We start from the raw sequence: 21267 nt of genomic DNA on the forward strand, positions 1-21267 counted from the left end.
AGGACGTCGCCGGCCGCGCCGTCCCGCGGGTCGCTACCGGCCGGGCTCGCCGGCGTCGGCATCCCCGGGCTCCCCGACGTCGGTCCGGTCGACGGTGCCCGAGTCGGCGACGTCCATCATCGCACCGGTGTCGCTGGCCCCGCTGGGCGCTGGCGCGTCGGACTGGTCGACCGTGCCCGTGTCGCGCTCGTCCATCATCGCGCCGGTGTCGCTGGCCCCGCTGGGGGCGGGCACGTCGGACTGGTCGAGGGTGCCCGAGTCGGCCGCGTCCATCATCACGCCGGTGTCGATCCCGGCGGGGGTGGCGCCGGCCTGGTCGGGAGACGCCGGCTCCTGGTCGCGGACGGTCTCCATCTCGTCGTCCCGGAGGGGATCATCGGACGTCATGGTCGCTCCTTCGCCAACGGGACCCTTGTCCCGTTGACGTTCCCCTCCGGGACCATCGCCAATCAGGTCAGGCCGGCGTAGAGGGCGGCCGTCTCGGCGGCGATGGCGGTCCAGCTGAACTGCTCGACGGCGCGGCGGCGGCCGGCCTTGCCCATGGACTCGGCCAGGATGGGGTCGGCGAGGACGCTGTTGAGGCGCTCGGCGATGTCGGCGGCGAAGCGGTCGGGGTCGCGGGCGGCGCCGGCGCCGTCGCTCTCGAACGGGACCAGGAGGCCGGTCTCGCCGTTGACGACCACCTCCGGGATGCCGCCGGTGGCCGTGGCCACCACGGCCGTCTCGCAGGCCATGGCCTCCAGGTTGACGATGCCGAGGGGCTCGTAGACCGAGGGGCAGACGAACACGGTGGCGGCGGTGAGCAGCTGGATGACCTCGCGGCGCTCCAGCATCTTCTCGATCCAGATGATGCCGCCCCGCTCCTGGCGGACCCTCTCGACCTTGGCGGTGACCTCGCGGCCCAGCTCCGGGGTGTCGGGCGCCCCGGCGCAGAGGATCAGCTGGGCCGCCGGGTCGAGGGCCAGGGCGGCGTCCAGCAGGTGGGGCACGCCCTTCTGGCGGGTGATGCGGCCGACGAAGATCACCGACGGCCGGTCGGGGTCGACCCCGTAGGCCTCCAGCACGTCGGTGCCGTGGTCGGGCGCGTACTGGTCGGTGTCGATGCCGTTGTGGATCACCTGCAGCTTGCCGGAGTCGGCGGCCGGGTAGACCGAGAGGATGTCGGTGGCCATGCCGGCCGACACGGCGATCACCCGGTCGGCCCCCTCGATCGCCGTCTGCTCGCACCAGCGGGAGACGTGGTAGCCGCCGCCGAGCTGCTCGACCTTCCAGGGCCGCAGCGGCTCCAGGCTGTGCACGCTGACCACGTGGGGGATGCCGTAGAGGAGCTTGGCCAGGTGCCCGGCCAGGTTGGCGTACCAGGTGTGGCTGTGGACCAGGTCGACGCCCTCGACCCCGGCCGCGATCGACAGGTCGGTCGCCATCGTCCGCAGGGCCCCGAGGTGGCGGCCGTCGCCCTTCAGGGCGTCCCAGGTCGGGTGGGCGATCACCTCCGGCGACCCCGGCGGGCCGGGCGGCCGCGGGGCGCCGAAGCAGTGGACCTGGAGGTCGAGCAGTTTGGCCAGCTCTCTCGCCAGGTACTCGACATGCACTCCGGCACCGCCGTACACATCTGGGGGATACTCGCGACTGAGCAGGGCCACGCGCACGGGACGCTCCTTCCGGATCCAGCGGAAGCCCGATGCTAGCGCGTTGACACCCCGTGAGGGCCTGGCCCAGACTTGACTTGCTTGTGCATATTGTCCAGATCCACCGAAGGTGGGCAGACGATGGGAACCGCCGGCCGGACCGCGCCGCTGCGCAGGACGGGCTCGCTGCTCGGGCTGCTCGGGCTGGAGCTGGCGGCCGTGCTCGGGCTGCACTGGCTGGGGCGGTTCCCGGGGCTGCGCATCGGCTGGGACGAGCCGGTTCGGTGGCTGCTGTCGAGCCCGGTGCAGGAGGTCCTCGGGGCGTTGCTGCGCACGGTGGCGCTGGTGATGGCCTACTGGCTGCTGGCCTCGACGGTGCTGTACCTGCTGGCCAGCCTGACCAGGCTGCCGGCGGCGGTGCGGGCGGTGAGCTGGGCCACCATCCCGGTGGTCCGGCGGGTGGCCGACCATGCGCTCGCGGTCACCCTGGCCACGTCGATGGTCGGCGGCGGCACCCTTGGCGCGGCCGGTCCGGCGCTGGCCGCCGACTCCCGCAGCGGGGCGGGACCGCCGGCGAGGAAGCCGGTGGCCGCGGCCCAGGCGACCACCACCACCGAGCCGGCCGACCCTGGCTATGTCCCGGAGGTCCAGGAGCCGACCACCACCTCCACTTCGACATCGACATCGACGTCGACCTCGACATCCACCTCCACCTCGACGTCGACCTCGACCACCTCGACGTCGACCACCAGCACCACGCTTCCCGAGACCACCACCACCGCGCGCGAGACGACGACGACGCGCGAGACCACGACCACCGCGGCCCCCACGACGACCACCCAGCCGCCAACCACGACCAGCCAGCCGCCGACGACCACGGAGCCGCCCACCACCTCGACCCGGGCGGCGGCCACGACCACCACCCGGCCCGCTCCCCCGCCCGCCGCGCCCCGGCCGCCGGCCTACCAGTTCGACCCCGCCGGGCCGGGGGAGCCACCGCCGCCGGGCTACGAGTTCACCCCGGCGACCCCGTCCGACGAGGCGCAAGAGGAGCCCTCCGAAGACGCCGGGCCGGGCGGTGACGACGACGAGCCGGGCGGCGGAGGGTCGGAGAACTCCGGCGGGAACACCGGGGGAGCACCGGGCGGAGGCGGAGAGGACCGCTCGGGGGACCAGGAGGAGCAGCAGGAGCGGACCCACACGGTCCAGCGGGGCGACAACCTCTGGACGATCGCCCGCGACCACCTGCGCGGGTCCCGCAGCGGCGGGTCCGGGGAGCCGACCAACCGCGAGGTGGCCGAGTACTGGGCCAAGGTCGTGGAGGCCAACCGGGCCGGGCTCCGGTCGGGCGACCCCGACCTGATCTACCCCGACGAGGAGATCGTCCTCCCGCCGGCCGAGTGAGCTAGGTCCCGGCCGTCTCGGTGACCGTCCAGAGCCGCCAGCGACCCCCGGCCGCCGGGTCGACCTGGAGCAGGACGTCCCAGTTGTACGCCTGGGGCTTCTCACCGGGCCTGGTCATCTGCACCTTGCCCCGCAGGACCCGCTGGTCCTCGCGCTCGCCGGGCTTGATGACCTTCACGTCGGTCATGGTCATCTTGTAGGGCGGCGGCCCCAGCGCCTTGCGGTCCTTGGACTGCTCGGCGAGCAGCTTGTACTGCGGCCCGTTGGCCCAGAACGAGTCCTTGACGTCGGCCAGGTCGTTGCTGACCGCGAACTCGCCCCAGTCGGCCAGGGCCTGCTCGCCGTCGGCGATGGCCCGCTGGTCCGGGGTGGTCGTGGTGGTCGCGGCCCGGTCGCCGCCGGGCAGGCCGTCAACGGTCAGCCAGGCCAGGAAGATGGCGGCCAGCACCAGCACGCCGATGAGCAGCCAGGAACGGCGGGCGGCGGTGCGCCGTGAGGCGCGCAGCCACTCGCGTTCGTTGTCTTCCAGATGGTCGAAGCGGTCGGACACCTTGCGGCACCTCCAGCCGAGGCCTCAGTCTGACGTCCATGTCGTTCGGTTGACAACCCTGGCCCCAGGAGGCAGCCATGGCCGGCGAGATCGTGCTCAGCCCCCACCCGGACGTGACCGTCCCCGACCTCCCCCTGCACGAGTTCGTGCTCGCCGACGCCATGGCCAGGGCCGATCAGGCGGCGCTGATCGACGGGCCGAGCGGCCGGACGCTGACCTACGGCCAGCTCGCCGGGGGCGTGCGGCGGGTGGCGGCCGGCCTGGCCGCCCGCGGCTTCGCCAAGGGCGACGTGTTCGCCATCTACAGCCCCAACCTGCCCGAGTACGCCCTGGCCTTCTACGGCGTCTCGGCCGCGGGCGGGATCAACACCACCGTCAGCCCCCTCTACACCGCCGACGAGCTCGCCAGGCAGCTCGCCGACGCCGGGGCCCGCTTCCTGCTCACCGTGCCCCCGTTCCTGGACAAGGCCCTGGACGCGGCCGGCCGCAGCGGCGTCGAGGAGGTGTTCGTGCTCGGCGAGGGCGAGGGCGCGACCCCGTTCGCCAGCCTCATGACCGCCGGCGACACCCCGCCCGAGGTGGTATTCGACCCGGCCAACGACCTGGTCGCCCTCCCCTACTCGAGCGGCACCACCGGCCTGCCCAAGGGCGTCATGCTCACCCACCGCAACCTGGTCGCCAACCTCTGCCAGGGGACGACGGCGCTGCTCGCCGACGAGGGCGAGCGCCTGATCGCGGTGCTGCCCTTCTTCCACATCTACGGCCTGGTGGTGCTGATGGCGGCGGCCCTTTCCCGGGGCGCCACCCTGGTGACCATGCCCCGCTTCGACCTCGAGCAGTTCCTCGGCCTGCTCCAGGACCAGCGCATCACCCAGGCCTACGTGGCCCCGCCGATCGTGCTCGCCCTGGCCAAGCACCCCCTGGTCGACAAGTACGACCTGTCGTCCCTGCAGTCGGTCTTCTCCGGCGCCGCCCCGCTGGCCGCCAGCCTGGAGCGGGCCTGCAACGAGCGGCTGGGCTGCGCCGTGATGCAGGGCTGGGGCCTGACCGAGACCAGCCCGGTGGTCACCACCAACTTCAACACCCCCCAGGGGCCGCAGCCGGGATCGGTCGGGGTGCCGCTGCCCAACACCGAGATGCGGGTGGTCGACCCGGCCACCGGGGCCGACGTCTCCCGGGGCGAGACCGGCGAGCTGCTGGTCCGCGGGCCCCAGGTGATGAAGGGCTACCTGAACGCCCCCGAGGCGACCGCGGCCATGCTCGACCCCGACGGCTGGCTCCACACCGGCGACCTGGGCAAGATCGACGAGCAGGGCTATGTCTACATCGTCGACCGGGTCAAAGAGCTCATCAAGTACAAGGGCCTCCAGATCGCCCCGGCCGAGCTGGAGGCGGTGCTCCTCTCCCACCCGGAGGTCAGCGACGCCGCCGTGGTCCGCCTCCCCGACGAGGAGGCCGGCGAGGTGCCCAAGGCGTTCGTGGTCGCCCGCGGCCAGGTCGACCCCGAGGAGCTGATGGCCTTCGTGGCCGAGCGGGTCGCCCCGCACAAGAAGGTCCGCCAGGTCGAGTTCGTCGACGAGATCCCCAAGGCGGCGTCGGGCAAGATCCTGCGCCGGGTGCTGATGGAGCGGGACCGGCACCCCGGGTAGCCCATATGGGCTACGGTGACTGGCACATCGGCGCTGCGTAGCAGTACCTAGGTCGCCCGGATCTGGGTTGCGGTACGTTGTGGTGCCATGGTGGCTGCAATGTGGCCGGGCTCGGACCGCGCTTCCCCCCCGCCTCCGGCCGGCCGCGCCGTGCCGTCGCTGGGGCCGTTCTCCGAGCTGCTCGGCCAACCCTACCAACGGCTCAAGGTGGCCGTCCTCCGCCAGCTCACCACCCTCCCGGAGCCGAGCTGGTCGCTGCAGGACGCCGGCCAGGCGCTGACCTGGCTCGAGCCGGCGACGGCCAACCGGCTGCTGTCGGAGCTGCGCACCGACGGGCTGGTGGTCGAGGTCGACCGCTACGGCCAGCCGGGCGGGCCGCCGGCCTGGCGCCTGTCCGACGAGGGCCACCTGGTGGCGACGGTCTGCGCCGTGCTGGCCGCCCCGAAGCTCCCCCCCGAGCGGGCCGTCAAGGTCCTGGCGGCGGCGATGGCCCTGGCCCGGGCGGCCGGGGTCGACGAGCGGTCGGCGTTCGCGCCCTTCGTGGCCGCCACCGCCGTGCTCGAGCGCGACCTGGTCGAGCTCCACCGGCTGATCGACCAGGGGGCCGACGACGACCTGCGCGGGGCCGCCGTGGTCGCCGCCGTCCACCTCGACGACCTGGCCGCGATGGCCAGGCAGGTGGCGCGGCCAGGGGGGCACGAGGCCGAGCGGGAACGGGCCGCCGCCGTGGCCGGCCGGCTCCAGGCCCTGCTCGAGGAGCTGACCGCCCCGCTGGGCGCGCCCCAGCCCCAACCCCCGGTTGCCGGGGCCCCTGATCGGGAGGGTAGCCGGCCCGGAGCCACAGGGCGCGGCGTTGTCCACAGCCCCCGGCCCGAGCTGGACCCGGCGGCGCTACGCGAGGTGGTCGCCGCCACCGACCCATCGGCGCTGGCCGGGCTGGTCGCCGGCCGCCTGTGGCAGCCGCCGGCCGTCGCGCCGGTGCGGAGCGGCGAGGTCCTGGCCGCCCTCGACGAGCTCCTCGGCCGGCCCGAGCCGGTGGTGGTGCCGCTGCCCGAGCCGACCCTGCTGCCGGTCGAGTCGCCGGAGGTCGTGCCCGACTTCGTGCTGCTGGCCGCCGACGTGATGACCTGGCTGGCCGGGCTGGGCGAGACCGACCTGGCCACGTGGGTGGTCGGCGGGACCTGGGCCGAGGCCACGGCCCGCATGGCCGCGGTGGTCGAGGCCTGGTCGCGCTGGGGCCCGCCCGGGGACGGCAGCATGGCCGCCGAGCTCGAACCCCGGCCCCGGCTGGACGTCGTCGGGCACGACGAGGTCGGGGTCATCTCCTGGACCGGTGTGCGCGCCCCCGCCGCCGAGCTGGCCGCCGAGCGCCCGGTCGGGATCGACCTCGCCGGCGACCCGGAGGGTGACCGCCAGGAGGTGGCCACGTGAACGCGACCGAGCTCTGCCGGGTGCTGCTGGTGGGGTCGGTGGCCGCCACCGACGTGCCCGAGCTGGGCGACCCCGGGACCCGCGAGGAGGTGCGGCGGCGCCTGGGCGAGGCCGGCTGCGAGCTCGTCTACTCGGCCGCCTCGGAGCGCTGGCTGACCCGGCTCGACGGCCCGGTGCCGGCGCTGGAGGGCCACGACCCGGTGCTCGCCCTCGGCACGGCCGAGCTCGCCGTGCTGGCCACCTGCTGGCTCCACCTGCGCTTCCTGCCCGGCGAGGACGGCGCGGGGGACGGCCAGGACTGGCTCGACCCGGACGACCTGGCCGAGCTGCTGGGGGCGAGGCTGGACGGCACCGGCCTGCCGGGCGTGCTCGAGCGGCTCGCCCGGGCCGGCTACCTGACCCTGCGCGAGGGCCGGGTGGAGGCCGGGCCGCTGCTGGACACGCTGGACGAGCCGGGCGCCGCCGACCAGGCCCGGGCCCTGGTCGTCCGCCACCAGCGCCTGGCCCACCTGCGGCGCCGGGCCGCGGAGCTCGACGGTGGGGGCGGCGGGTCTGGGGGGCTCAAGCCTGGCCCCCCAGAGGATCGGGGGGACGATGCCACGGATTGAGGAGGTCCAGCTCGTCCACTGGGGGTCGCTGCGGCCCGACCCGATCCCCCTGCTGGTCGACGGCATCAACGTGGCCACCGGGCCCAACGGCTCGGGCAAGACCTGCTTCCTCGACGGCATCAAGCTGCTGCTCGGGGTGACCAGCTTCGCCCCCGGCCGCAGCTCCCACCGGTACATCTTCGACGGCGGCCCCGGGGGCGAGCCCGCCCAGCGGGCCTTCCTGCGGGCCACCTTCAGCAACCCGGTCCTGCCCGGGCGGGGCGAGCGCCTGTTCGCGGCCGCCGACGAGCGGCTCCGCGACGCCGACCGGGTGTCGGTGATCTGCCTGGTCACCCACGACAGCCGCCGCTACCTGGTCCTGCCCGGCCTGCACCGCTGGGGCTTCGAGCAGCCGCTGGCCGACGACCTGGAGGCCTTCCTCAAGGCCAACCCCGAGGAGGACTGGCTCGGGCCCCGGCTGTACGACGAGCTGCTCGACCGGACCGGCATCACCCGGGCCCTGCGCGAGGTGCTGGCCCTGCCCCAGGGGGCGATCGACCGGACGATGGACGAGCGGCCGGCCGGCCTGCTGGCCAAGCTGCTGGAGCTGACCGGCGAGCGGGTCCTGCTCGACGAGGTCGAGGCCCAGCGGGAACGGGCCGGCGACGCCCGCGCCGCCTACCTGGAGGCGGTCGAGGCGGCCCGGGTCGAGCAGGACCGGCTGGGCGCCCTGGCCGGCCAGGCCGCCCGCCACCTGGAATGGGCCGGGCTGCGGGAGCGGCTCGACCTCCTCCGTGAGCTGGCCCGCCCGGCGGCCGAGCACCGCGACGTGGCCGTCAGGGTCGAGGCGGCCCGGTCCGAGCGGGACGCGGCCGCCGAGCGGATCGCCGCCGACCGGCGCGACCTGGACGAGCTCGGCGGCCAGGTGCCGGCGCTGGAGGCGAGGGCCGTGGCCCTGGCCGACCAGGCCAAGGAGCTGGCCGACCGGCTGGCCGCGACCCGCGACGAGCGGTCCGCCCTGGAGGTGCGCCTGGCCGCCGCCGAGGCCCGGGCCGAGGAGGCCCAGGCGACCGCCGTGCGCCTGGCCGGCCTGGCCGGCGAGCGGTCCGCCGAGCAGGCCTCGAGCGAGGTCCAGGCGGCCGAGTCCAGCCTGGCCGCGGTCCTGGCCCGGCGCCAGGAGCTGCGCGCGACCCTGGACGACGTCCAGGCCCGCATGGCCGTGCTGGCCGACGGTCGCGTGCCCGTGCCGGCCGAGGTGACGGCGTTCCGGGAGCGGCTGGCCGCGAACGGGATCGAGGCGTCGGTGGTGGCCGAGGTCCTGGAGCTGGCCGACGAGGCCGCCGGCGACGCGGCCCGGGTCCGGGCCGAGGCCGCCCTCGGGGACGCCCTGTGGGCGCTGCTGGTCCCCTCCCACGCCTACCGGCAGGCCACCGCCCTGGCCGTGGAGGCCGGCTACCGCGGGGGGATCGCCCGGGGCGGGGCCGGCGACCCCCGGGCCGCCCTCACCGCCGTCATGGGCCCGGTCGAGGCCGGCCTGCTGCTGGAGCGGCTCGACGCCCAGGCCGCCCACGACGCCGCCCAGGCCCTCGGCCTGGCCGGCCGGGGCCTGGCCGCGGTCGCCCCCGACGGGATGCGCTACGGCGACGTCGTCGCCCGGCTGGAGGCGCCGGCCCAGCCGGTCCTGGGCCGCCGGGCCCGGGAGCTGCACCTGTTCGGCCTCAAGACCGAGGCGGCCCGGCTCGGCGATGAGCTGGCCGCCCTTGACGCGGCCATCGCCGAGCTGCGGTCCGCCTGGCAGCAGGCCGCGCACGTGGTCGACGCCGTCCAGCGCCTGGGCGACCTCCAGGGCCGGGTCGGCGAGGCCGAGCAGGCGCGGGAGCGGGCCGGGGTCGACCGGCCGGCGCTGGTCGAGCGGGAGCGGGCCGTCGCCGCCGAGCTGCGCGAGCTGGACGGCGCCCTCGGCGCCGCCAACGCCGAGCTGGCCCTGGCCAGGACGCGCCAGAACGAGACCGAGATCCGCCTGGCGGCCCGCCTGCCCGAGCTGGCCGAGCTGGACGGCCGGCTGGCCGGGCTGGAGACGGAGCTGGCCGGCCGGCCGCTGACCGCCGAGCAGCGGGCGCTGCTGGACGCCGGCGACCTGCCCGGCACCGAGTCGGTGCTGCGTGACATCGACTGGCTCGGCGGCCAGGTCGAGGATGAGGAGCGCTTCCCGGCCGAGGTCCGCGATCCCGAGCTGGTGGCCGGCCGCGAGCGCCAGGCCGAGGCCGTCGAGGAGACCAACCAGCTGGCCGAGCGGCGCAAGCGTGAGCTGGACGAGCAGCTGGAGCGGGTCGAGGCGGCCAGGCGCCGCTTCGAGGAGGGGGTGAGGGAGGTCGTCCAGCGGCTCAGCGGCGAGTTCGCGCGGGTCTGCCAGACGGCCGGCGCCGAAGGCGAGCTGCGCCTGCTGGCCGGCGACCGGCCCGAGGAGTACGGGGTCGACGTGCTGGTCGCCCACCGGGCCACCGAGCGGCGCCGCTCCTACCGCGACGCCGCCCACTCGGGCGGCCAGCGGGCCACCATCGCCATCCTGCTGCTGCTGGCCACCATGGGCACGGCCGACGCCGCCGACCTGCTCATCATGGACGAGCACATCGCCCACCTGGACTCGACCAACATCGACCACGTGGCCGCCCTCATGCACGCCCTGGCCGACCGGGTCCAGTTCGTGCTGGCCACCCCGACCAACGCCGAGTCGCTCCGCCTCTCCTGGTGCGACCTCCAGCTCGCCTTCCTCCCCCGCGACCCCGGCCGCGCCTACAGTCCCCCGATCCGCCTGCTCAGCCGCCTCGGCGTCGGCGACCTGGAGGAGCGGGCCCCGGAGCGCGAGCTGTCGGCCAGCGGCTAGGCGGCGCCGGTCAGGACGTCGACGACCTCCAGCGGGTGCTCGACCGGCTCGGGACGGCGCCCGGCGATGCCGGCGGCGGCCAGCGCCTTGCCGACGGCGGGACCGGCGCGCTCGTCCCGGTAGCGCTCCCAGTCCTGCTTCGACTTCCACACGCCGATGTGGCGCAGCCCGCCGTCGCTCTTGACGACCAGCTGCACGAGCAGGCCCTCGGGCGGGTCGTCACCCAGCTCGGCCTGGACCCGCCGGTAGAGCTCCTCGGTGCCCGGCACCTCGTAGTAGAAGGCGTAGGACATGTGCCCCTCCTCTCCCCAGAATTCGTTAGAATGATCTCTAACTGATAGAGGAGTCTCTACCGAATGTCTTCGGACGTCAAGCCCCCCCGCCGCCGCTACGACGCCAGCGGCCGCCGGCGCCAGGCCATCCAGCACCGTTGGGCGATGCTCCAGGCGGCCCGGCGCCTGTTCCTCGAGCGCGGCTACGCCGCCACCACCATGCCGTCGGTGGCGGCGGCCGCCGAGGTCTCGGTGCAGAGCGTCTACAAGGCCTTCGGGAACAAGCCGGCCCTGCTCAAGGCCGTCTTCGACGTGGCCATGGCCGGCGACGACGAGCCGGTGCCGATGCTCCAGCGCGCCGCCCTTGGACGGGTCCGGGCCGAGCCCGACCCGCGCCGCAAGCTGGCCCTGTACGGGGACTTCGTCGCCGAGGTCTCCCCGCGCCACGTCCCCATCCAGCTGCTGGCCCGCGCCGCCGCGGCCACCGACCCCGAGGCGGCCGGCGTCTGGGACCAGCTCCAGGCCGAGCGGCTGACCGGCATGACGATCTTCGCCAGGGCCCTCCACGAGGAGGGCCACCTGCGCCCGGACGTCTCGGTGGAGGAGGCCCGCGACCTGCTCTGGAGCCACAACTCGCCGGAGCTCTGGGACCTGCTCGTGCTCCAGCGGGGCTGGACGCCCGAACGGTACGGCCGCTGGCTGGCCGCCACGCTGACCGCCGCGCTGTTGCCCTAGGAGCCGGAGCGGCGGACCGGGCGGGTCAGCGGGTAGCCGTGGCGGATCGCCACCAGCCTTCCCTGTTGGTCGCCTTGCCCGCTTGGAACCTCGCCGCCGGAGAGGTCGCTCGGGTGCGGTGGAACTGGTCCGGCGGCGGTGCGGCGACGCGCCGCCGGACCAGGCCTTGGGCTAGGTGACCCGGCGCCTGCCTCGGCCGGTCACCAGCCGGTAGAGCACGAGCAGGATGACGGCACCGATGATGGCGGTCAGCCAGGTGCTGAGGTCGAAGAACTCGTCGAGGGTGTCGTTGCCGAACAGCACCTGGGCAAGGAACCCGCCGAGGAGCGCGCCGACGATCCCGACGATGATGGTGACGATGATGCCGCCCGGGTCGTCGCCGGGCAGGATCGCCTTGGCGATGGCCCCCGCGATCAGGCCGAGCACGATCCAACCGATGATGCCCATGCCGTGGTTCCTCCCGCGTCAGTGGACGATGACGCAGATCTAGACCTCGCCGGCATCCGGTTGGTTTCAGGGCCGCGGGCGCTCCTGGTGAGATGCTAGGCGGGGACTCGACCGGGTAGTTGGAGAGGACGATGCCCACCGCAGCCGACACCACCGCCCTCCAGGAGGCCCTGACCGGCCTGGCCGGGCAGGTGGCCGTGGCCACGCCCAGCGCGCCCGTTCCGGGCGACCTCGGGCCGGCCCGGCGGCGCCGGCTGGCCTGGCACCTCGACGACTACCTGCTGCCGCGGGTCCGCGACCTGGAGGCGCCGCTGGTCTGCATCCTGCTCGGGTCGACCGGGGCCGGGAAGTCGTCGCTGCTCAACGGCCTGGCCGGCGCGGCCGTGAGCCCCAGCGGGGTGGTGCGGCCGACCACCATGCGGCCGGTCGTGCTGCTCGCCCCCGGCCAGGTCGACGCCTTCATGGCCGGCAAGGTGCTGGCCGCCCTGGCCGACGCCGACCGCCTCCAGCTGGTCGTCCACGACCGCGCCTTCCCCGAGATCGCCCTGGTCGACGCGCCCGACGTCGACTCGGTCGAGGCCCAGAACCGTCGCACCGCCGAGGAGCTGCTGCAGGCGGCCGACCTGTGCCTGTTCGTCACCACCGCCCAGCGCTACGCCGACTACGTGCCCTGGGAGTTCCTGCGCCAGGCCAAGGCCAGGGGGGTGCCGCTGCTGGTGGTGGTCAACCGGCTCCCCCGCCGCGAGGCCGACCAGCGGGCGGTGCTGGACGACGCCCGCAGGCGCTTCGAGGAGGCCGGCCTGGGCACGGCCGGGCCCGGCGGCCACGACCTGCCCCTGCTCGGGGTGGTCGAGGGGGCCCGCGACCCGGCCACCGACGGCCTGGAGGCTGCCGCCATCGAGCCGGTGCGCCGGGCCCTGGCCGACCTGTCGGCCGACACCGCCGCCCTGACCGCGGTCAAGGCCCAGGCGCTCCGGGGCGCCCTGGCCGGCCTGCCCGCGGCCGTGGCCGAGGTCGCCGGCGACCTGGAGGCGGACCGGCGCCGGGCCGCCGCCCTGCGGGCCCCGGTGGAGCGGGCGTACGCGGCCGAGGAGGAGCGGCTCCAGGACCGGCTGGCCGGCGGGGAGTTCCTCCGGGGCGAGGTGATGCGCTCCTGGCAGGAGTTCGTCGGGGTCGGCGACGTCGGCCGCTGGCTGTCGACCGGGATCGGGCGGGTCCGGGCCTGGATCTCCCGCCACCTCCAGCCGGCCCGGGGCGCCCCCGAGCTCCAGCGCACCAAGGAGCAGGCGTTCGAGGAGCTGGTCGGGGCGCTGGTCCGGCACGCCGACGTCGCCGCCGGCAACGCCGCCACCGCCTGGGCGGCCGACCCGGCGGGGGCGCTGCTGCTGGAGGCCAACCCCGGGCTGTGGGGGCACGGCCCGGAGCTGGAGGCCGACGCCCGGGCCCAGCTCACCGAGTGGCTGACCCGGCTGACCAAGATGGTCGAGGAGCGCGGCCACAGCCGGCGGGCGTTCGCCTTCGCGGCCTCCCTGGGCGTCAACGCCATCGGGGTGGTGGCCATGCTGGCCGTGTTCGCCCACTCGGCCGGCCTGACCGGCGGCGAGGTCGCCATCGCCGGCGGCACGGCCGTGATCAACCAGAAGCTGCTGGAGGCCCTGATCGGCGAGGCGGCCGTGGCCGACATCATCCGGGCCGCCGAGCGCGACCTCCGCCGCTCCCTGCGCTCCATCCTTGAGGCCGACGCCGGCCGCTTCCTGGACCTGCTCGCCCCCGCCGGCGAGGGCCCCGAGGCCCTCGGCGCGGCCGGCGAGGGCCCCGAGGCCCTCGGCGCGGCCGCCGACCGGGTCCTGGCCGAGGCCGAACGCCTGATCGCCAGCCTGAGCGGAGAGCCAACCGGTGGGTAGCCGGAGCGATCTGGGCGCGTGCCTGGAGGGGCTGGAGCGGGTGGCCGAGGCGGCCGAGCGGCTCGGGCTCGACACCGGGCCGGCGCGCGAGACGCTGGCCGACGCCAGGACCCGGCTCGGGTTCCCGGGGACGGCGTTCGTGTGCGCCCTGGCCGGCGGCACCGGCGCCGGCAAGTCGAGCCTGCTCAACGCCCTCGCCGGCCAGGAGGTGAGCCGCCCCGGGCCGACCCGTCCGGTGACCGCCGAGCCGGTCGCCTGGGTGCCGGCCGACGCCGCCGCCGAGCTCGGCCCGCTGCTGCGCTGGGTCGGGGTCGACAAGGTGGTCAGCCACCACGATCCCGCCTTCACCGACCTGTGCCTGCTCGACCTGCCCGACTACGACTCGGTGGAGGCCCGCCACCGGGCCACCGTCGACCAGGTCCTGCCGCGGGTCGACGCCGTCTGCTGGGTGCTGGACCCGGAGAAGTACAACGACCGGGTGCTGCACGAGGACTACCTGCGACCGCTGGCCCACCATGCCGACCGGGCCGCGTTCGTGGTCAACCGGCGCGACGTGATCGGCGACGCCCGCCAGGTCACCGCCCTCACCACCGACCTGCGCCGCACCCTCGAGGGCGACGGCATCTCCGGCCGCCCGGTGTTCGTCGTCTCCGCCGACCCGCCCGACGGGCACGACCACGGCGAGCTGGCGGCCCTGCGGGCCTGGCTGTCGGAACGCCTCCAGGCCAAGGCGGTGGTGACCGAGCGGCTGGCCGCCGAGGCCCGCCAGCGCGGGGTCGAGCTGGCCCGCCAGGCCGGCCTGGAGGGCGAGGCGGCGAGGCGGCCGCTGGTCGGCGACACCGCCCGCCGGGACGCGCGGCGGGCGGCGGTGGCCGCGGCCCGCTCGGCCGTCGACGTCGAGGGGGTGCGCCGGGCCTGCCGGCGCCGCACCCTGGCCGAGGCCCGGGCCGCCGGTGCCGGCCCCCTCGGCCGGCTGCTGGCCGCCGTGGCCCGGGCCCGCGGCGCCGGCGATCGTGGCCCCGCCTCGGCCCGCTCGATCGACCCGGTCGCCTACGCCCGCGCCTGGCGGAGCCGCTCGACCCTCAGCCGCACCGTCAACCCGGTCCACGACCTGCTCCGCCGGGCGGCCACGGCCGCCCCTCCGGCCCTGCGGGCCGAGGTCATGGGCCTGGCCAGGCCCGAGCGGCTGGAGGAGCGCGTCACCGACGCCATCGACGGGGCGGTGGCCAGGGGCACGGTCGACCACGCCCGACCGCCCCGCTCGTTCCTCTGGCCCCTCATCGGCGTGCTCCAGACCCTGGTCACGGTCGCCTTCGCCGCCGGCCTGCTCTGGTACCTCACCCTCTACCTGGCCGGCCGGGCCCAGGCCGACCTCCCCGACCTCCCGACCGTCCGCGACGTCCCCGTCCCCCTCGTCCTGGTGGTCGGCAGCCTGCTGGTCGGCTGGCTGCTGTCCCGCCTGCTGTCGGCCAGCGCCCGCCGCGCCGGCCGCCGCTGGGCCGACCGCCTCACCGGCGACCTCGACGCCACCGTCGCCACCGAGGTCGAGGCGGCCATGTCCGAACCCCTGGCCGAGCTCGAGGCGGCGCGCTCGGGACTGCTGGTGGCCCTCTCGGATCTGCGGGATTCCTGTTAGGCGGCCCGCTCGGCGTCGCCGGGGAGGGCCGGGGAGCGCTCGACCCGACCCCGCCGGGCGGTGAAGGTGGCCACGGCGGCGGCCAGGACGCAGGAGACCCCGGAGAGGAGCAGGATCGAGCGGGGACCGAACTGGCCGGCCAGCCAGCCGCTGAGGAGGCCGCTGGGGAGGCTGGAGCCGAGCAGGACGAGGCCGAACAGGCTCATCACGCGGCCGCGCTTCTCGGGGTCGGAGGCGAGCTGGACGGTCGAGTTGGCCGTGGCCACGAAGGCCAGGCTGGCCGCGCCGATGGGGAACAGGACCGCCGCCTCGACCAGGATGGTGGGGGCGGCGGCGGCCGCGAACGACAGCACGCCGAAGGCGGCCACCGACCCGACCAGCAGCAGCCGCGAGGGCCGGCCCCGACGGGCCACGGCCAGGGCGCCGACGACCGAGCCGGCGGCCATGATGGCGGCCAGGGCCCCGTAGGCGCCGGGGCCGCCGTCGAAGGCGAACCGGGCCAGCAGCGGCAGGGCCACCCGGTAGTTGAGGCCGAACATGCCGACGACGGCCACCAGCAGGACGGTCGAGCGCAGCACCGGGGTCGCCCAGACATAGCGCACGCCGGCCCGGATCTGGCCCCGGCCCCGCTCCTCGCCGGGCCGGCGGTACAGGCGGTCGGGGTCCATGGCCAGCAGGCCGCCGATCATGGCCAGGTAGGAGACGGCGTTGATGAAGAAGGCGGGGGCGATCCCGACCACCGCGATCAGCACGCCGGCCGCGGCCGGGCCGAGCACGCGGGCCGTGTTGAAGCTGGCGCTGTTGAGCCCGACGGCGTTGGCGACCCGGTCGGGCCCGACCATCTCGCTGACGAACGCCTGCCTGGCCGGCATGTCGAAGGCGGTGACGCAGCCCAGCAGCAGGGCAAGGGCGTAGACCATCCACAGCCGCACCGCCCCGGTGGCGGTCAGGACCCCGAGGACCAGGGCGAGCGCGGCCATGGCCGAGTTGGCCGCCAGCAGCAGGCGGCGCTTGTCGACCCGGTCGGCGACCAGTCCCGCCCAGGCCCCGAGCACGAGCATGGGGGAGAACTGGAGGGCGATCGTGATCCCGAGCGGCAGGGGGGCGTCGGTCAGCCGCAGGACCAGCCAGTCCTGGCCGACCTGCTGCATCCAGGTGCCGGTGGAGGAGACGAGATGGCCGACGAAGAACAACCGGAAGTTGCGCACGCCAAGGGATCGGAAGGTGCGCAGCCGGGGTCGACCTCCAGGCCAGACGGGATCAGGGGCTGGCGTCCATGCTAGCAGCGACCTCCCCGAGCACCGCGACCATCTCGGTGTCGGCGTGGTCCAGGTGCTGGACCATGACCCGGCTGATCCCGGCCGCCTCCAGTCCCCGGAGCTGCTCGACGACCTGGCCGACGGTGCCGAGCAGCCAGTTGGGCTTGGCGTCGATCACCTCGGCGACGCTGTCGCCGCTGCCGGTGACGGCCAGGACCCGCCCGACCCGCTGCTCGACCTCGGTCTGGTCGCGGCCGACCACGCCGGTGGTCATCAGCGACATGCGGGCCGTGCCCGGGTCCCGGCCGGCCTCCCGCCAGGCGTCCAGCTGCCGCGCCCGCCGCTCCGGGAGCTCCTCCATGGGGATGCCGGTGACGTTGTACTCGTCGGCGAAGCGGGCCGCCAGGGCCAGGCTCTTGGGCCCGGCGCGGCCGCCGACGAGCAGGGTCGGGCGCGGGCGCTGCACCGGCTTGGGCAGGAGGCGCAGGTCCTGTATCTGGTAGTGACGGCCCTGGAAGGAGAAGCTGTCCTCGCTCCAGGAGCGGGTGACGATCTCCAGCTGCTCGGCCAGCCGCTCCATGCGGACAGGGGTGGCCGGGAACTCGAAGCCGTGGGCGCGGTGCTCGCCCTCGTGCCAGCCGGCCCCCAGCCCCAGCTCGACCCGGCCGCCGGAGATGTGGTCGACGGTGACCACGTTCTTGGCCAGCACGGCCGGGGGCCGGAAGGTGGCCGGCGAGACCAGCGTGCCCAGGCGGATGCGACTGGTCCGGGCGGCCAGCCCGGCCAGGGTGGCCCAGGCGTCGAGCGAGCCCCGGTCGGGCATGCCCAACAGCGGCCCGTAGTGGTCGGAGCGGAACAGGCCCTCCAGCCCGTGCTCCTCGCACGCCCCGGCCAGGGCGAGCCACTGCTCCCAGGTGACGTCCTCCTGGCCCTCGATCATCAGGCAGACCCGCATGCGGAACCCCTCCTCGGCTACTGACGGCCAACGGACAGTACGATGCCCGCCATGCCGAAGGCACACGCGAACGGGGCCGAGATCGAGTACGAGGCCGTCGGCGACCCGGCGGGGCGCCCGCTGCTGCTCGTCCAGGGGCTGGGGGCGCAGCTCATCTCCGTGGAGGACGGGCTCTGCCAGGAGCTGGCCTCGCGCGGGTTCCTGGTCCTCCGCTACGACAACCGCGACGCCGGGCTGTCGACCTGGTTCGACGACGCCGGACCGGTCAACCTGGCCTCGATCTGGGCCGGCGACCACGCCACGCTCGCCTACACCCTCGAGGACATGGCCGACGACGCCGCCGCGGTGCTGGACGCGGCCGGGGTCGCGGCCGCCCACATCGCCGGCATCTCGCTCGGGGGCATGATCGCCCAGCTGCTGGCGACCAGGCACCCGGCACGGGTGCGGTCGCTGGCCTCGATCATGTCGACCACCGGGGACCGGGCCGTCGGCCGGCCCAGCGGCGAGGCGGCCAGCGTGCTGCTGTCGGCGATGCCGGCCGAGCGGGAGGCGTTCATCGAGCAGGTGGTGGCCAACGCCCGGGCCATCAGCGCCGGCACGGCCTTCCCGTTCGACGAGGAGGCGGTGCGGCGCGGGGCCGCCCGCGGCTATGACCGCGCCTACCACCCCAAGGGGACCGGGCGGCAGTTCGCGGCCATCCTGGCCGCCGGCGACCGGACCGCGGCCCTCGGCCAGATCCGGGTGCCGACGGTGGTCGTCCACGGCGACGAGGACCAGGTCATCGGCATCAGCGGCGGCGAGGCCACGGCCGCGGCCATCCCCGGGGCCCGCCTCCTGGTCGTCCCCGGTCTCGGCCACGAGCTCCCGCCCGGGTTCTGGCCGGCCCTGGCCGACGCCCTGGTCGAGAACGCCGACCGCGCGGACGGCGCCGCCGGTGGGTGAGTGGGGGGTCCGGGGGGCTCATGCGGCCGGAGGCGGTAGCCCTCCGGGAGACGATTTGCGGGTGCTGTTCGTGGCCCACGCGTTCCCGCGGAGCGTGGACGACCTGACCGGGGGGTTCCTGCTGCGGCTGGCCGTGGCCCTGCGGGCCGAGGGGGTCCAGGTGGCGGCCGTCGCGCCGGCGGCCGAGGGGCTGGCCGCGGCCGAACGGCTCGGCGGGGTCGCGGTGCGCCGCTACCGCTACGCGCCCGCCCGGGCGCAGCGCCTCGCCTACGCGGGCGAGATGCACCGCCGGGCGGCCAGCCCCACGGGGGCGCTGGCCCTGGCCGGGCTGCTCGGCGCCGGCGCCCTGGCCGCGCGCCGGGCCGGTCGGGGGGCCGACCTGGTCCACGCCCACTGGTGGTTCCCGGCCGGGGTCCAGGCCCTGGCCGCCCGGACCGGGCTGCCGCTGGTCACCACCTTGCACGGCACCGACGTGCGCCTGGCCCGGACCCGCCCGGCGGCCCGGGCCGCCTGCGCCCGGGTGCTGCGGGCCTCGGCCCGGGTGACGGCCGTGTCCGGCTGGCTGGCCGGGCAGGCGGCCGGGTTCGCCCCCGGCCTGGACCCCCCGGTCACGGTCGCCCCCATGCCCGTCGACGACCTCGCCTTCTCCCCGGGGCCGGGCGACCGGCCCCGGGACGAGCTGCTGTTCGTCGGCCGCCTCGACCGGCAGAAGGGCGCCGAGGTGGCGCTGCGGGCCCTGGCCGGGCTGACCGGGCCGGCGGCCGGCCTGCCCCTGCGGGTCGTCGGCGCCGGCCCCGAGGAGGCCGCCCTGCGCCGCCTGGCCGGCGAGCTGGGCGTGGCCGGCCGGGTCCGCTGGGACGGCCAGCTCCCTCAGGCCGAGCTGGCCGGCCGCTACCGCCGGGCGGCCGCCCTGGTCGTGCCCGGCCGGGACGAGGGCCTTGGCCTGGTCGCGGTCGAGGGCCAGCTGTCGGGCGCCCCGGTGGTGGCCGCCGCCTCCGGCGGCCTGCTCGACGTGGTCGCCGACGGCCGGACGGGGCGGACCTTCCTCCCCGGCCGGCCCGACGCCCTGGCCAGGGCCCTGGAGGCGGTCCTGGCCGACCCGGCCGGCACGGCCCGGATGGCCGCGGCGGCCCGGGAGCTGGCGGCGGCCCGGTTCGGCGCCGCCGGGGCGGCCAGGACGTACGCGGCCGTCTACGCCGACGCCCTGGCGGGGGTCCGGGAGGGGCGGCGCGGCCGCTAGCTCTGCTGCTCCTGCCGCGCCGCGTAGGCGATCGCGCCGGCGCGGTTGCGCACGCCCAGCTTGGCCAGGACGTTGCTGACGTGGTGGGCGGCGGTCTTGCGGCTGATGAACAGGCGCTGGGCGATCTCGGGGTTGGACAGGCCGAGGCCGACCAGCCGCAGCACCTCCTGCTCGCGCCTGGTCAGCACCCCGACGCGCTTGGGGCCGGTCCGGCCCGGGGCGCCGAGGGAGCGGAGCAGGGCGTCGGCCGCGTCGGCGTCGCCTCCGGCTCCCAGCTCCTCGAACGCGGCCAGGGCGCTCCTGGCCTCGGCGACGGCCAGCTCGGGATTGGCGCCGGCCAGGGCACGGGCCAGCTCCAGGCGGGCCAGGGCCGTCTCGTGGGGGAGGTCGGCGTGGGCGAACAGCTCGAGGGCCCGGCCCAGCAGGCGCCTGGCCTCGTCCGGGTGGCCAGCGGCGGCGGCCACCCGGGCCGCGGCCTGGGCGGCCAGGGCGGTCATCTGGCCCTGGCCGGCCCCGGCGTCCTCGGCCAGCCGGGCCAGGCGGGCCGCCGAGGCCTCGGCGGCGTCGAGGTCGCCGAGGGCGAGCCGGGCGACGACCAGGGTCTCGAGGGCGGCCGCGGCCCGGAGGTGGCGCTCGCCGTGGGCGGCGGGCCGGCCGTCGTCCTCCAGGGCGCGCTCCAGCAGCCCGGCGGCGATCGACGGCTCGCCCCGGGCCAGCCGCAGCCGGGCCGCGGCCCGGGCCGCCGTCCGGCCGCCGGCGCCCTCGGGCAGCAGCTCCTCGGCCTCCTCCAGCCGCCCCTGGCGCAGGCGCAGGTCGGCCAGCCGGGCCAGGGCCTCGGCGTGGGAGGCCGGCCCGGCCCCCTCGGCCATGCGGATGGCGGCCAGCAGCTCCCGCTCGGCCTCGTCCCAGCGGCCCTTGGCGACCAGGACGCCGCCGTACAGGGTGCGGCAGCGGGCGTACAGGAACGGGCAGCCGTAGCGGTCGATGAACCGGTCGGCCACCTGGCACCACTGGGTGGCCCGGCGCAGGTCGCCCACGAGGTCGCAGGCGACCAGCATGTCGCAGCAGGCGGTGACCACGGTGTCGAGCCGGCGGCGCTCGCCGCCGAGGGTGCCGGCCATGGCCTCGTCGATCAGGGCCAGGCCCTCGTCGGCCCGGCCCTGGGTGACCAGGGTCAGTCCCAGGTCGCCGAGGGCGCACAGCTCCAGGTCGGGGTCGCCGGTGACCCGGGCCAGCTCCAGGACCCGCTGCTGGAGCTCGCGGGCCCTGGCGGGATCCGGGTCCAGGTAGCCGCGCAGCAGCCACAGCCAGCCCTGGAGCGGGTTCGGGTCGGCGTCGGCCACGAGCCGCTCGGCCCGGGCCAGCCAGCCGCCGGCGGCGGCGTGGTTGCTGAAGTTGGCGATCCAGGTGACGCAGAGGCTCATGGCGGCCACGGCGGCCGCGACGGCGTCGCCGGCCTCGCGGAAGCCGGTGTAGGCCCGCTCGGTGTGGGCGACGCTGGCCCGGGTCTCGCCCAGCCACCACAGGGCGGTCCCCATGCCGTCCAGGGCCTCCGGCGTCTCCTCCTCGGCCAGGGCGGCCGCGAAGGCCGCGCGGGCCTCCTCCCACCGGCCCGCCTCCAGGGCGGCGCGCCCGGCGGCCAGCGGCTCCACGTCGGTCATGGCGCCAAGTATGGCAACCCGACCCGCCCCCGGAAATGGGGCAGCTGCCCCATGCTCGGGCCGGTCGCGGGAGGGATCGTGGG

At 76.1% G+C, this 21267-nt stretch carries 18 protein-coding genes; 10 read left to right on the forward strand and 8 right to left on the reverse strand.

What is annotated here, in order from left to right:
- Positions 1-33 precede the first annotated feature (33 nt).
- Together VF468_19865 and glgA are read right to left on the reverse strand one after the other, a co-directional pair.
- Positions 34-387, reverse strand: a complete 354-nt coding sequence (locus tag VF468_19865; protein ID HEX5880546.1) for a hypothetical protein — start codon at positions 385-387, stop codon at positions 34-36.
- A 62-nt stretch (positions 388-449) separates the two neighbouring features.
- Positions 450-1649: a glycogen synthase gene (gene glgA, locus VF468_19870; GenBank protein ID HEX5880547.1), complete on the reverse strand. Its 1200-nt coding sequence runs from the start codon at positions 1647-1649 to the stop codon at positions 450-452.
- A gap of 120 nt (positions 1650-1769) precedes the next feature.
- On the opposite strand from glgA, the gene VF468_19875 reads away from it, so the two are divergent.
- The gene (locus VF468_19875; protein ID HEX5880548.1) at positions 1770-3032 is read left to right on the forward strand and encodes a hypothetical protein; all 1263 of its coding nucleotides are present in this window, start codon (positions 1770-1772) and stop codon (positions 3030-3032) included.
- 1 nt (position 3033) lies between these two features.
- Here VF468_19875 and VF468_19880 read toward each other — a convergent pair whose 3' ends face one another.
- Entirely contained in the window at positions 3034-3582 is a 549-nt protein-coding gene (locus VF468_19880; protein HEX5880549.1) for a hypothetical protein, read from the reverse strand.
- A gap of 77 nt (positions 3583-3659) precedes the next feature.
- Here VF468_19880 and VF468_19885 point away from each other — a divergent pair, with 77 nt between their 5' ends.
- The 4 genes from VF468_19885 (at position 3660) to VF468_19900 (ending at position 10133) form a co-directional block, all read left to right on the forward strand.
- Positions 3660-5231 carry a 4-coumarate--CoA ligase family protein gene (locus VF468_19885; protein ID HEX5880550.1) on the forward strand — a complete coding sequence of 524 codons (1572 nt, stop codon included), beginning with the start codon at positions 3660-3662 and terminating at the stop codon, positions 5229-5231.
- Positions 5232-5330: 99 nt separating this feature from the next.
- Positions 5331-6662: a hypothetical protein gene (locus tag VF468_19890; GenBank protein ID HEX5880551.1), complete on the forward strand. Its 1332-nt coding sequence runs from the start codon at positions 5331-5333 to the stop codon at positions 6660-6662.
- Positions 6659-7270 (forward strand): hypothetical protein, encoded by a 612-nt coding sequence (locus tag VF468_19895; GenBank protein ID HEX5880552.1) that lies wholly within the window; start codon positions 6659-6661, stop codon positions 7268-7270. Before VF468_19890 ends, VF468_19895 begins: the two co-directional genes overlap by 4 nt.
- Complete coding sequence (locus tag VF468_19900) at positions 7257-10133, forward strand: ATP-binding protein (protein HEX5880553.1); 2877 nt, start codon at positions 7257-7259, stop codon at positions 10131-10133. The genes VF468_19895 and VF468_19900 overlap by 14 nt, the downstream gene beginning before the upstream one ends.
- Here the strand turns inward: VF468_19900 and VF468_19905 are convergent.
- Positions 10130-10426 (reverse strand): hypothetical protein, encoded by a 297-nt coding sequence (locus VF468_19905; protein ID HEX5880554.1) that lies wholly within the window; start codon positions 10424-10426, stop codon positions 10130-10132. The genes VF468_19900 and VF468_19905 overlap by 4 nt on opposite strands.
- Before the next feature lie 63 nt (positions 10427-10489).
- Here VF468_19905 and VF468_19910 point away from each other — a divergent pair, with 63 nt between their 5' ends.
- Positions 10490-11140 (forward strand): helix-turn-helix domain-containing protein, encoded by a 651-nt coding sequence (locus tag VF468_19910; GenBank protein HEX5880555.1) that lies wholly within the window; start codon positions 10490-10492, stop codon positions 11138-11140.
- A gap of 171 nt (positions 11141-11311) precedes the next feature.
- Here VF468_19910 and VF468_19915 read toward each other — a convergent pair whose 3' ends face one another.
- Complete coding sequence (locus VF468_19915; protein HEX5880556.1) at positions 11312-11587, reverse strand: GlsB/YeaQ/YmgE family stress response membrane protein; 276 nt, start codon at positions 11585-11587, stop codon at positions 11312-11314.
- A 131-nt stretch (positions 11588-11718) separates the two neighbouring features.
- Between VF468_19915 and VF468_19920 the strand changes: the two genes are divergently transcribed.
- Positions 11719-13491, forward strand: a complete 1773-nt coding sequence (locus tag VF468_19920) for a GTPase domain-containing protein (protein ID HEX5880557.1) — start codon at positions 11719-11721, stop codon at positions 13489-13491.
- On the forward strand, positions 13484-15127 hold the full coding sequence (locus VF468_19925) for a GTPase (GenBank protein HEX5880558.1): 1644 nt from the start codon (positions 13484-13486) through the stop codon (positions 15125-15127). Before VF468_19920 ends, VF468_19925 begins: the two co-directional genes overlap by 8 nt.
- On the opposite strand, the gene VF468_19930 is transcribed toward VF468_19925, so the two are convergent.
- Positions 15124-16335, reverse strand: coding sequence for an MFS transporter (locus VF468_19930; GenBank protein ID HEX5880559.1), 1212 nt, complete (start codon positions 16333-16335; stop codon positions 15124-15126). The genes VF468_19925 and VF468_19930 overlap by 4 nt on opposite strands.
- A 52-nt stretch (positions 16336-16387) precedes the next feature.
- Positions 16388-17341, reverse strand: coding sequence for a TIGR03560 family F420-dependent LLM class oxidoreductase (locus tag VF468_19935; GenBank protein HEX5880560.1), 954 nt, complete (start codon positions 17339-17341; stop codon positions 16388-16390).
- 51 nt (positions 17342-17392) lie between these two features.
- Between VF468_19935 and VF468_19940 the strand changes: the two genes are divergently transcribed.
- Complete coding sequence (locus VF468_19940; protein ID HEX5880561.1) at positions 17393-18283, forward strand: alpha/beta fold hydrolase; 891 nt, start codon at positions 17393-17395, stop codon at positions 18281-18283.
- 61 nt (positions 18284-18344) lie between these two features.
- Complete coding sequence (locus tag VF468_19945; GenBank protein HEX5880562.1) at positions 18345-19523, forward strand: glycosyltransferase; 1179 nt, start codon at positions 18345-18347, stop codon at positions 19521-19523.
- Here VF468_19945 and VF468_19950 read toward each other — a convergent pair.
- Entirely contained in the window at positions 19520-21184 is a 1665-nt protein-coding gene (locus tag VF468_19950; protein ID HEX5880563.1) for a response regulator transcription factor, read from the reverse strand. The genes VF468_19945 and VF468_19950 overlap by 4 nt on opposite strands.
- Positions 21185-21267 lie beyond the last annotated feature (83 nt).

Source organism: Actinomycetota bacterium (genome assembly GCA_036280995.1).
Classification (GTDB): domain Bacteria; phylum Actinomycetota; class CALGFH01; order CALGFH01; family CALGFH01; genus CALGFH01.